Genomic DNA, 11,817 nt, shown 5'->3' on the forward strand with positions numbered 1-11,817 from the left:
CTATATGTTTTGTTTTCTTATCGATATAAAATAACAGAAGCCTGTGCCGCAATTCCTTCTCCACGGCCGCAAAATCCAAGTTGCTCTGTCGTTGTCCCCTTTATATTAATGCAATCTAATTCTATTTGCAATGTCAAGGCTATTTTTTGTCTCATTTCTTGTAAAAATGGGGCAATCTTTGGTTTTTGGGCAATCACTGTAGCGTCAATGTTCCCAATTGAAAACCCTCTTTCTCGAATTGCTTGTTCTACTTTTTTTAATAATTTCAAACTGGAAACACCATAATATTCTGGATCGTTATCCGGAAAATGTCGCCCTATATCTCCCAATGTTGCAGCACCAAGTAAAGCATCCATAATTGCATGCAGCAATACATCTGCATCCGAGTGTCCCAGCAAACCTTTTTCATAAGGAATTTCTACGCCACCTAAAATCAACTTTCTTCCTTCAACCAGTCTGTGAACATCATATCCAGTTCCAACTCTGAATTTATTTTGATTATGGATTGCTTCCAAAAGTACTCCACCTTCTTTATCCGCTCTCTCCGCAATTGCTTGTCCAAAAATCAAGTCTTCTTCTGTAGTAATTTTAATATTATTATAATTGCCTTCTACAAGATACACTTTTTGACCGATTCTTTCAACCAAAACCGCATCATCTGTCCCATAAAAACGATCTGCATTTGCTTTTTCTATAGCATCTTTTAAAACAGAAAAATGAAAACCCTGTGGTGTTTGCACTCCAAAAAGAAGATCACGATTTGGTGTTCCTGTAAAAACACCTTCCTCACATGTTTTTATGGTATCCTTTACCGGTACAGCTGCTGCCACAGCATTATGCTGAAACAAAGATTCAATCGTTCGCGTTATAATATCGGATGATACAAACGGTCTCGCTCCATCATGAACCAAAACAAAATCAACACTTTGGCTTAAAGCATTGATTCCCTTATAGACAGAATCCTGCCGTTGTTCTCCACCAGCAATAACCGCCTTTACCTTTTGCAATCCATATTTTTTTACCATATGTGATAAGACAAACTCTCGCTGTTCTTCTTTTGTTACAATATAAACTTCATCAACCAAAGGATGCTCAGAAAAAGCACCAACGGCTCTTACCAATACAGGCAGGCCGCTGATTTCTCTAAACTGTTTTGAGATACCGCTGCCCATTCTCGTTCCGGAACCAGCGGCCGCAATAATAACAGCAATTTTTTTATTTTGATACATAATTATCCCTATGATTTCTACTTCTAACGTTTTGGCTTTGCGAAAATCATACGTCCGGCAGATGTTTGCAACACACTGGTTACTGTGACATCAATTGTTTTTCCAATATATCTTTTTCCCTCTTCTACAACAATCATCGTTCCGTCATCTAAATAAGCAACTGCCTGATTATTTTCTTTTCCTTCTTTTACAAGAAAGAGCTGCATGTCCTCACCCGGAAGTACAACTGGTTTTAACGTATTTGCCAATTCATTGATATTAAGAACCTCAACCCCTTTAATCATGGCTACTTTGTTCAAGTTGAAATCATTGGTAACAACCTTTCCGTTCATAATCTGTGCAAGCTTTAAAAGCTTTACATCTACCTCCGGAATTTCATCCAAAGATTTCTCAGAATTTGTATTATAAATATCAATACCATAATCATTTTGGATACGGTTGAGGATATCCAAACCTCTTCGTCCACGATTTCGCTTTAGGCTGTCCGAAGAATCTGCAATGTGACGAAGCTCCACCAATACAAATTCAGGAATGACAATATTGCCTTCAATAAACCCTGTTTTCATGATATCGGCAATACGACCATCAATAATAACACTGGTATCTAAAATCTTTGGGCTGGCATCGTTACCCTTACCTTTACCCTTGGATTGTTTTTTTGAAGTTGTCATCCATTGATAAGCCGGCACATCTTTGCTTTTCTTTTGCGCTACACTCATTCCTAGATATCCTAAGAATAAGTAACTAATAACAGACAAAATTGTATTAATATAAGCAACATTTAAAACAGTAATGGAATACAATATTTGACTAATAAAAAATGCGATGATTAATCCAATGATTAATCCAATAATTCCCGCAACCATATCATTCGTTGGAACCTTTGCCAAATCCGACTCAATTCCTCTGGCCACTTTCACGCCATGTTTCCGAACAAATGGTGCCAATTTAAAAAATATAATACCAGACAAAAGAACAAAAGCTACAGACATGACAACTTCTTCTGAATGACTCATTCCCAATGCCACACTTAAATTACTCACCATTAAAAATTTATTAATTAATAAGGCAACGCCGTATCCAAATAACAGCCCGCATAGTGTAAATACAATCCGAAATATTTTAGTGAACACGCTTTCACCTCCCTCCTTTATTTTTTGTTTTCCTTATTTGTTCATACTGCCGCATCAACAATTGCCGTTGCAGCATCTTGATCTATGTCTTTGACTAAAATAATTTCACTAACTAAAATCTGATTTGCATTGATAAGCATTTTCTTTTCTCCAGTAGATAGTTTTTTATCTCGCTCACAACGAGTCAGATCTCTCACAACTTCTGCAACTTCTTCAATTTCTCCCGTTTTTAATTTTTCCATATTTTCTCGATATCTACGATTCCAATTTGTGGACATAACGGAAGACTTACTATGCAATATTTCAAAAACACAAGATAGTTTTTCCTCTGACACGATCCCTCTTACTCCTATATCATTAGAAGTATCTACTGGAATCATAATTTTAATGTCACTACAAGACAGCTTTAATATATAATACCGCCTTGATTCTCCTAAGATTTTCTTTTCTTCAATGGTTTCAATTACACCCGCACCATGCATTGGATATACGATTTTTTCACCGATTGTAAACATAATAAACGCCCCCAGTCTATTTATAGTATAAATGACGGCAGCATAATATGTCAAGAAAACAATTTTTTATTTTATCACAATGAAATTTGCGTGTCAACACAAATATTTTATTAAAAAAACACTTGTTTTTCACAAAGGAAAGTTATTCTTAAAGAAATCGTTATGTTATAATGTTATAATCAAAAATATAACTAAAGCACGAAGAGAAAGGAGACATTTTTATGCCGCATATTTTAATTGTAGATGACGAACAAAAAATTCGTGAGGTCATCCGCGAATATGCCGAATTCAACGGTTATGAAGTCAAAGAAGCTGCAGATGGCATGGAAGCCATTGCACTTACCAAGCAATTTGACTTCGATCTCATCGTGATGGATATTATGATGCCAAAGCTGGATGGATTTTCAACTTGCAAAGAGATAAAGAAAACAACCGACATTCCTGTTATCATGCTTTCCGCTCGCGGAGAAGAATACGACAAATTATTTGGATTTGAACTCGGTATTGATGATTATGTAGTAAAGCCCTTTAGCCCCAAGGAATTAATGGCGCGTATTAACGTTGCATTGACTCGAAGAAAGCAGTGCGATGCACAGAATAATGATATTCTTTCATTTGATGGCTTGGAAATTGACATCCCTGCTCGTAATGTAACAATTGATGGGGAAAAAATAGAATTAACGCCAAAGGAATACGATCTTTTATTTTATCTCGTTCAAAACAAAAACATTGCTCTATCCAGGGACAAGCTGCTGCGTGATATCTGGGGATATGATTTCTTTGGAGACGATCGTACCATTGATACGCATATTAAAAATTTACGTAATAACTTGGGTAAATATCGCGATCATATCGTGACACTTCGAGGGGTAGGTTATAAATTTGAAATTTAATTTGAGTTCGTATAAAACGATAGATACAAAAAGCCTTCAATTTAAGTTATGGCTATATTTTGGCTTGTTTGCAGCTTTCGTTTTGGTTATCTTGTGGTTTTTGCAAATATTTTTTCTACAAACCTATTATCAAGATATGAAAGCACGCCAAATTTTAAAAATTGCAGATGCCATCTCCAAAGATTATGCATCTGCAGATGCATCAACCTTTACAAGTATGATTGAAGAAATCACTCAGATTTCTTACAAAAATGATATGTATGTGTTTATGGAGTTTCCAGAAGGAATTATTCTTACTTCCTGTGGAGATTATCCTCCAACGCGTGCTTCTTATAAACCATTGCAAGATATAAATTTAATCAAACATCAAGTAACTCAAAGTCCTACACATACCGTTTCTTTTACCGCAGCAAGCCCTTCGGGTGAAAAAGATACGATGATATACGGTAGTTTGATTACGAATAACAAGAATGAAACAACCTTTCTTTGTATTTTTGCACCGCTTTCGCCGGTGGAAGCAACGGTAGATATCTTAGCCAATCAATTGATTTACGTAACCATTATCTCTTTGACCTTGGCCTTTGTATTTTCTCTGTTACTTTCACGTCGAGTTACCAAGTCTATTATTCATATTAAAAATTCAGCTGCGCAACTTGCGAAAGGTAATTATAACGTTACCTTCGATGGTGGGCATTATTCTGAAATGATTGCACTTGCTGATACGCTTACTTATACATCACAAGAATTAGCAAAAACAAGCAATTTACAGAAAGATTTAATTGCAAACGTCTCTCATGATTTACGTACACCGCTTACAATGGTAAAATCCTATGCAGAAATGATTCGAGATTTATCGGGAGAAAATCCGAAAAAGCGTAATGCACATTTGCAAGTAATCATTGATGAAGCGGATCGTTTAAATCTATTGGTAAGTGATTTACTCACGATTTCTAAAATGCAATCAGGAGTAGAAGCTTTGCAAATTCATGATTTCGATTTGAAAAGTGTAGTGACAAGCCTTCTTCAAACCTATCTTATTTTAGAAGAACAAGAAGGATATCAATTTGAATTTAATTGCAATATGGAGAATTCCGAGAGTTATATGATATCAGGAGATGAAACCAGACTAACACAAGTGGTTTCAAATCTTCTGAATAACGCAATTCGATATGGAGGCGATTCAAAGCACATCCTTGTAACGCTGAATAGAGAAGATGAATGGGTTCGACTAAGCGTAACTGATTTCGGACAAGGCATTCCACCCGAAGAACTCGATCACATCTGGGATCGTTATTATAAAGCCAGCAGTAATCGAGTACGCTCACTATCCGGTGGTTCCGGACTCGGTCTTTCTATTGTAAAAGAAATTCTCCTCCTTCATAAAGCTCACTTTGGCGTCGAAAGCAAAGAAGGAAAAGGGAGCACATTCTGGTTTGAAATAGAAGCAAAGGAAATGCCCGATAAATAACCAACCGAATTGGATTATGGAATAACAATATTTAAAAATTGAACAAGGGAGCAAGATGTTCGAAGTTATCACTCGAATCACCTTGCTCCCATTTTTAATAAGAATTATTAATTTTATTCATATACTTATTCTTTTTATATAATTTTCTATTGATTATTTAAAAACTATGCCTTATATATTTTTTCAATGGCTTCCTTTAAACTGATTACACCAATTAATGTAATCCCTTTTGGTATCTCAGTTATTTTTTCTGCATTCTTTTTTGGCAATAAGATTCTTTCAAATCCCATTCGAGCAGCTTCTCTTACAATTTTGTCTGCATTTTGAACAGAACGTAAATCACCAGTCAATCCGATTTCACCCATCGCTAACATTTTAGAAGATCCAGGCATACCCTTTAAGGTTGAATAAATTGCCAATGCTACTGCTAAATCGGTAGACGTTCCTTCAGGTTTTAATCCTCCCACCACATTAATATATACATCTTGATTGACAAGTGATACACCGGCTTTTCGCTCAAGTACGGCTAAGATCATGTTTAACCGGGATAATTCCACGCCCAAAGCCGTCCGTCTGGCAAATCCGATATTAGTCGGAGATGTTAATGATTGCACTTCTAACAGCAAAGGCCGTGTTCCTTCATAAACAGCAGTCGCCATAGCACCTTCTGTTCCATCCTCTAACCCTTCTAAAAAACTTTTTGAAAGATTTTCTATCTCAATTAAGCCTTCTTCCTCCATTTCAAATGCCCCAATTTCACTGGTTGTTCCGAAACGATTTTTATAGGCACGTAAAATACGTAATTCTTGATTTCTCTCTCCTGTAAAATGTAAAACACAATCTACAAGATGCTCTACAATTTTGGGGCCTGCCAAATCACCATTTTTTGTGACATGTGCCACAATAAAAATAGGAAGTTGTCCATTTTTTCCTATCCGCATTAACATATTTCCACAAATGCGTACCTGTGATACACTACCCGGCGCCGAGTCCAAATCCTCAGAATACATTGTTTGGATGGAATCTATAATAAGAAAAGTCGGCTGCAGCTCTTCCGCAACCTTAGCAATCACATCCATATTCGTTTCCGCAAGAAGAAATAAATCCTGCAAATCGCCTTCACAAACACGATCAGCTCTCATCTTAATCTGCTCCTCTGATTCTTCTCCGCTTACATAAAGAACTTTTCCATACTTCTTTGCTATTTTTGAGGCTGCTTGTATGATTATCGTTGATTTTCCAATTCCCGGTTCACCTGAAATTAAGGTAAGAGAACCTTTTACAAGACCACCTCCCAATACTCGATTTAACTCCGAAATTCCCGTATCTAATCGGCTATAGTCTCCAGAATGTACCTGATTAATCGGAATTGCTTTTGGACAAACACTACTATTGCTCGTTCCTCGTCTCCGCTTATCATCGGTTTGAATTTCAACTACCTTTTCTTCTACCATCGTATTCCATGCACCACAAATGCATTGTCCCATCCATTTTACACTTTCATATCCACACTGTTGACACACAAACACTGTTTTTGATTTTTTTGCCATTACTACTCCTTTTAAGCCGCCTCTTCTTCATATAGCGGGTCAATTTCCGGACTAAGATCAATTTTATTTTTCTTTACATTATTTAAAATTTCATTCTTCAATTCAACAAATTCCGGATATTGATCAAAGAAATCATATTTATTTTTTAACTGAGGAGATTTTGCTTTTTCTTCTAATACATAACCAGCAAAGCTTTCTGCGAAGTCCTCAGAACAATCCGTAGCTGCATATTCAGTTGGAAATTCACTTTGATGTCTTGAATAAAAGTATTCATTTTCCGAATCCGACAGCCAATCCATATAAATCGGTTCCCAAAATTGTTCGTAATACGCTTGCAGATAAGAATCTTTCTTTGCTATACATTCATAATCCCAATACGTATCCATTGGATAAGCAACATCACTGTCATAATACTCCACTTGATTATTATTTAAAGAAAGATAATGCGCATATTCATGTACAATGGTATATGGGAACAAGCCATCATCAATTTTATCTGCAGGGTCAATACTAATACACCAATTCTCTCCTGTTTTATCGATACGCATTACATAAGCACACGTTCCCCATTCACCATCACTGGTTACTGCAAAATATTTAAACTGATTTAATTTACTCTCCGGTAAAATACTCTTTATTTCATTCCAATGGCTCCCCATTTCCTTTTGTTTTTCTATATTTAAATCATTTAAACCACTTTTACTTCCCTTTTCATAAATAATCGAATAATCGTTTTGAATTCGATATACTGCTATATGATTTTGAGCGGGTTCATCCAGTAAGTTCATAATAGTTGCAGACACATCAAGCTGAGAATATTTTCGTAATATTAATTTCATCTTATCCTGCGCATCAATTGTCTCTTCTACACTGGAGTCGTCAGCGTTCACTACCTCCATCAGTTGATGAATCTCTGCATAATCTTCTTTTGAGATTGTCTTCTTTAATCGAGTAAGAACTTCCTCTACATAATCAACATCAGGCGATTCCTCATACTCATCCTCATCATCTTCTATTTTCCCAAACTGACGAATAGTTTCTTTATCTAATATACCGGAAATTTTATTCCATAATTTTCCCTCAGTTTTTCCCATTTCATAATTTTGTTTATTTTCACGCTTTTGGCATAAAGAGATTGCCTCCGCTACCAGACCCTCTAACTTCTCCCGATTTGAATCCGACACTTTATCGTTCAGATCACCCAATAAGGAAATTGTCTGGGTACTTGCCTGTTTCAGTATTTCGGGATTTATTTCTATTTGTTCGGCAAACAGGTCACATCCTGATAAAAAAACCATCGTGCCGAGCATCAATGGTAAAAAAAACCGATTTAATTGTCTTAATTTCATAAATAATACTCCTTTATTGCGTATAATGCGTGATTTTTTTTTATTCATTTACTCAGCCCAAATTATAAACGGATGATTCAGTCCCGTCAACTATTTGTCATATTTTGTAATATAATTATGATTGAATCAACAAAAATACCGCGGTTAATTGGAGGCCCGCGGTATTTTTGTTATTCAAAATTTAACGGTTATTCGCCGTTCTGTTTTGCTTCTTCAATAATTTTTTGGCTTAGATGCATTGGTACTTCCTCATATCGTTCGAACCACATACGGAAGCTTGCTCTTGCCTGTGTCATTGAGCGTAATGTAATTGCATAGGAAAGCATTTCTGCCATCGGTACCTCGGCCATAAGCTTTTGTTCGTCGGACAGTGGCTCCATACCTAAAATCTTTCCTCTTCGCTTATTGAGATCCCCCATAACATCGCCCATGTATTCATCTGGAACCAATATTTCTACATGCATGATTGGCTCTAATAAAATCGGTTTTGCTTCAACGATTCCCTTTTTGAAAGCTAAGGATGCTGCTATTTTAAATGCCATTTCATTAGAATCTACATCATGGTACGATCCGTCATATAATACAGCCTTTACATTTACAACCGGATATCCAGCCAAAGGTCCCTTAGCCATACATTCTCTTAAACCCTTTTCAACCGCAGGAACATAAGATTTTGGAACCGATCCGCCAAATAATGCTTCGCTAAACTCAAATTCCTCTGTGGAAGGTGAAAAACGAATGTGTACATCACCATACTGCCCTGCACCTCCGGATTGTTTTTTATGTTTACCCTGTACATCGGAATTCCCTTTGATCGTCTCTCTATAAGGAATTTTTTGGCCTTCAATTTCCACATCAACACCAAATTTTTCTTTCAGTTTTGCCATTATAATGCTGATCTGAATTTCACCCTGACCACCAATTAGCATTTGATGTGTTTCCGGGTTACGGATAATCGTAAAGGATGGATCTTCCTCCATCAGCTTATTTAAACCAGTTCCTATTTTTTCATCATCTCCCTTAGACTTTGGAACAATTGCCATTTGCAAAGATGGTTCCGGGAAGAAAATTTCAGGAAAACGAATCGGAGCCGCTTTATCACAAAGTGTATCACCAGTTTTCGCATATTGTAATTTTGCGATGGCTGCAATGTCTCCAGCCTCAGCTGCCGGTGTATCAAACTGTGATTTTCCTCTCATAAAAAACAGCTTTCCAATTTTTTCATTTTTTTCTGCATGCATATTGTAATATTCATTTCCAGCCTTTATTGTACCGGAAATCACTTTTATCATAGAAATTTTCCCTACGAATGGGTCAACAAGTGTTTTAAAAATAAATGCGGAAGTATTTTCATCAGAGGAGCATGTACGTACCTCTGTTTCATCTTTTTCGTTTAAACCAGTGTATTCTTTATGTTCTTTTGGCGTTGGGAAGTAATCACAAATCATTTCCAAAAGTGCTTTGATCCCTACAACTTTTGTTGCAGAGCAAACCATAACCGGTGCTAGCGTTCCGGCATTAATCCCAGCACGCAATCCTTTTAAGATTTCCTCATCGGTAAACTCTTCCCCTTCAAAGAATTTATCCAAAAGTGCTTCATCTGACTCTGCCACAGATTCAATCAGCAACTGACGATATTCCTCCATCATAGCTTCTTTATCTTCTGGTACTTCAATCTCTTCTGAGCCTTTACCTGTAAACTTGTAAGCCTTTCGATTCACAACATTTACATAACCCTTCAGCTCTTCTCCATCCATAATCGGAAGCATAAAAGGTGTCACAATTTTACCGAACTTTTCTCTTAGGCTGGATAAAACGCTTTCAAAATCTACGTTTTCTTTATCCATTTTATTTATAAGGAAGAATGCAGGCATATCACTATGTACAGCTTTCCATGCTTTTACGGTCCCAACTTGAATTCCCGCCGACGCATCAACCACTACAATGGCGCTTTCCACAGCGCGTAGTGCTGACTTCATTTCACCAACAAAGTCAAAATAACCTGGAGTATCTACAAAGTTGATCATAGTGTCATTGTATTCTGCAGAAACGATAGTTGCGTTGATGGAATAGCCTTTTTCCATTTCCATTTTGTCATAATCGGATACGGTATTTTTTTCTTCTACCTTACCCATTCTGGTAATGACTCCGGTATCAAATAAAAGAGCTTCGAGCAGCGTAGTCTTTCCACAGCCTCCGTGCCCGATAAGGGCAACATTTCTGATCGCATCACTTGTATATCCTTTCATCTCAGCATCCTCCTAAACTTTTTATTTTCTTTTTCAGCTTTTCACCTTGGGTTTATTATAGCATTCAAGATATGAAATAGCAAAATAAAAATCAAAATAGTTCGCCTTTTCAGAATTGTTTGTCTTGTGTTTACCTAAAAAAATTAAAGCAATTTTAATAATTATTTTAAAAAAAACCTGCTCATACATACGTAAAAGCAGGTTTCCTTTATTTTTTTCTCAAAACACATTAAAGTACTTTTCTATCTTTTTTTAAATACAATCAATATCCCCGATATTTCTGATGTCCTTTCCTAATATTTTCTAGTTTTGCAGGATTGCCATATAATTTAAAAGCACTTTTGCCCCATTAACGATTCCTGTATGAGTCTGCTCATTCGTCATAGCATCTGCAAACTCCTTTGTATGTACATTCAATTCTTGTCCAATACTTACCACAGGATGAAAAGCGGGACAAATATAATCTACATTTCCTATATCGGAAGAACCTACAAATTTCTCATAGGAAAGTTCCAATCCAACTTCTTTGAAACACTCTTCCAATATCGTTTTTTCTTCTGAACTGACATGCAGGTCAAAAAATGGTTCCCCTAACGGCTGTATTTTCACTTCTGTACGCGTAGCCAATGCTGCTGCTCTTCCGCAATCTTTCATCCAATCTACAATGTCTTTTACTTCATCCGTGTGGGGTGCTCTCGCTAAGAATTCCGCTTCTGTATAATCTGGTACAACATTGGATGCATTTCCTCCATTTTTAATATATCCATGAATGCGAGCTTCCGAAGTAACATGCTGGCGCATCATATCTACACTATCAAACAGTAAACGAACTGCATTTAATGCATTTCTTCCCTTTTCCGGTGCTTGTGCAGCATGAGCTGCTTGTCCATAAAATTGAAATGTCAAACCAGTTAATGCAATAAAATCAACTTCTAATGTATTGGTACCACCCATGTGTACCATGGCTGCAAAGTCATATTCATCAAAAACATGATGATCTGCCATGAGACATTTCATTCCATTCATTTCCTCATCTGGAGTTCCAATGAGATCAATCTGTGCATCAATCTCATCCTTTGACAAATATAACGACAAACCTGCCATTATACTTGCCATGCCGCTTGCACAATGCCCACAAGCATGACCTATGTCTGGAAGAGCATCGTATTCTACAAGCAAAGCTACTTTGTTTTTCTTTCCTTTATTAATAGATGCTTTAAATGCTGTATCCATCCCGTCAAATGGATAAATTACATCTAACCCTTCATTTTGAAGTAGATTTACAATTTTTTTTGATGATTCAAACTCTTCACTACCTAACTCAGGATGTAAAGCTATATAATCATTTAACTCAAAAATCTTATCCATTACCTGAGGAATATTATTTTCAATTAATCGCATTAATGTTTCTTTACTCCACATAAAGCTCTC

9 protein-coding genes and 1 pseudogene are annotated in these 11,817 nt (G+C 36.5%); 2 read left to right on the forward strand and 8 right to left on the reverse strand.

The features are described 5' to 3' along the window. Nucleotides 1-17: 17 nt before the first annotated feature. The 4 genes and pseudogenes from ispF to I2490_RS11570 all read right to left on the reverse strand — a co-directional run bounded on the left by ispF (nucleotide 18) and on the right by I2490_RS11570 (nucleotide 2,877). Nucleotides 18-506, reverse strand: coding sequence for a 2-C-methyl-D-erythritol 2,4-cyclodiphosphate synthase (ispF, locus tag I2490_RS17080; RefSeq protein ID WP_334300412.1), 489 nt, complete (start codon nucleotides 504-506; stop codon nucleotides 18-20). Nucleotides 507-554: 48 nt separating this feature from the next. Further along, nucleotides 555-1,229: pseudogene (gene ispD / locus I2490_RS17085) on the reverse strand (2-C-methyl-D-erythritol 4-phosphate cytidylyltransferase); the annotation flags it as partial. A 23-nt stretch (nucleotides 1,230-1,252) separates the two neighbouring features. After that, a complete protein-coding gene (locus I2490_RS11565) occupies nucleotides 1,253-2,362 on the reverse strand; it encodes a PIN/TRAM domain-containing protein (RefSeq protein WP_206459920.1) in 1,110 nt (369 codons plus the stop codon). A 41-nt stretch (nucleotides 2,363-2,403) separates the two neighbouring features. Beyond that, nucleotides 2,404-2,877 carry a CarD family transcriptional regulator gene (locus I2490_RS11570; protein WP_206459921.1) on the reverse strand — a complete coding sequence of 158 codons (474 nt, stop codon included), beginning with the start codon at nucleotides 2,875-2,877 and terminating at the stop codon, nucleotides 2,404-2,406. Nucleotides 2,878-3,098: 221 nt separating this feature from the next. Between I2490_RS11570 and I2490_RS11575 the strand changes: the two genes are divergently transcribed. Both I2490_RS11575 and I2490_RS11580 read left to right on the forward strand, forming a co-directional pair. After that, nucleotides 3,099-3,770 carry a response regulator transcription factor gene (locus tag I2490_RS11575; protein WP_206459922.1) on the forward strand — a complete coding sequence of 224 codons (672 nt, stop codon included), beginning with the start codon at nucleotides 3,099-3,101 and terminating at the stop codon, nucleotides 3,768-3,770. Further along, nucleotides 3,760-5,238 carry a sensor histidine kinase gene (locus tag I2490_RS11580; RefSeq protein ID WP_206459923.1) on the forward strand — a complete coding sequence of 493 codons (1,479 nt, stop codon included), beginning with the start codon at nucleotides 3,760-3,762 and terminating at the stop codon, nucleotides 5,236-5,238. Before I2490_RS11575 ends, I2490_RS11580 begins: the two co-directional genes overlap by 11 nt. Before the next feature lie 164 nt (nucleotides 5,239-5,402). Here I2490_RS11580 and radA read toward each other — a convergent pair whose 3' ends face one another. The 4 genes from radA to I2490_RS11600 form a co-directional block, all read right to left on the reverse strand. Beyond that, a complete protein-coding gene (radA, locus tag I2490_RS11585) occupies nucleotides 5,403-6,788 on the reverse strand; it encodes a DNA repair protein RadA (RefSeq protein ID WP_206459924.1) in 1,386 nt (461 codons plus the stop codon). Nucleotides 6,789-6,799: 11 nt separating this feature from the next. Next, nucleotides 6,800-8,137, reverse strand: a complete 1,338-nt coding sequence (locus tag I2490_RS11590) for a hypothetical protein (RefSeq protein ID WP_206459925.1) — start codon at nucleotides 8,135-8,137, stop codon at nucleotides 6,800-6,802. Between the two features lie 188 nt (nucleotides 8,138-8,325). Then, nucleotides 8,326-10,386 carry an elongation factor G gene (gene fusA, locus I2490_RS11595; protein ID WP_206459926.1) on the reverse strand — a complete coding sequence of 687 codons (2,061 nt, stop codon included), beginning with the start codon at nucleotides 10,384-10,386 and terminating at the stop codon, nucleotides 8,326-8,328. A 303-nt stretch (nucleotides 10,387-10,689) separates the two neighbouring features. Further along, the gene (locus I2490_RS11600) at nucleotides 10,690-11,808 is read right to left on the reverse strand and encodes an amidohydrolase (RefSeq protein ID WP_206459927.1); all 1,119 of its coding nucleotides are present in this window, start codon (nucleotides 11,806-11,808) and stop codon (nucleotides 10,690-10,692) included. Between the last annotated feature and the right edge of the window lie 9 nt (nucleotides 11,809-11,817).

This window comes from Anaerovorax sp. IOR16 (genome assembly GCF_017168145.1).
GTDB lineage: Bacteria > Bacillota > Clostridia > Peptostreptococcales > Anaerovoracaceae > IOR16.

What these genes read in the sequence shown, in the direction of transcription:
- I2490_RS11570 (WP_206459921.1), bottom strand. Translation starts at nt 2,877, where the DNA reads ATGTTTACAATCGGTGAAAAAATCGTATATCCAATGCATGGTGCGGGT.
- I2490_RS11575 (WP_206459922.1), top strand. Translation starts at nt 3,099, where the DNA reads ATGCCGCATATTTTAATTGTAGATGACGAACAAAAAATTCGTGAGGTC.
- I2490_RS11600 (WP_206459927.1), bottom strand. Translation starts at nt 11,808, where the DNA reads ATGTGGAGTAAAGAAACATTAATGCGATTAATTGAAAATAATATTCCT.
- radA (WP_206459924.1), bottom strand. Translation starts at nt 6,788, where the DNA reads ATGGCAAAAAAATCAAAAACAGTGTTTGTGTGTCAACAGTGTGGATAT.
- fusA (WP_206459926.1), bottom strand. Translation starts at nt 10,386, where the DNA reads ATGAAAGGATATACAAGTGATGCGATCAGAAATGTTGCCCTTATCGGG.
- I2490_RS11590 (WP_206459925.1), bottom strand. Translation starts at nt 8,137, where the DNA reads ATGAAATTAAGACAATTAAATCGGTTTTTTTTACCATTGATGCTCGGC.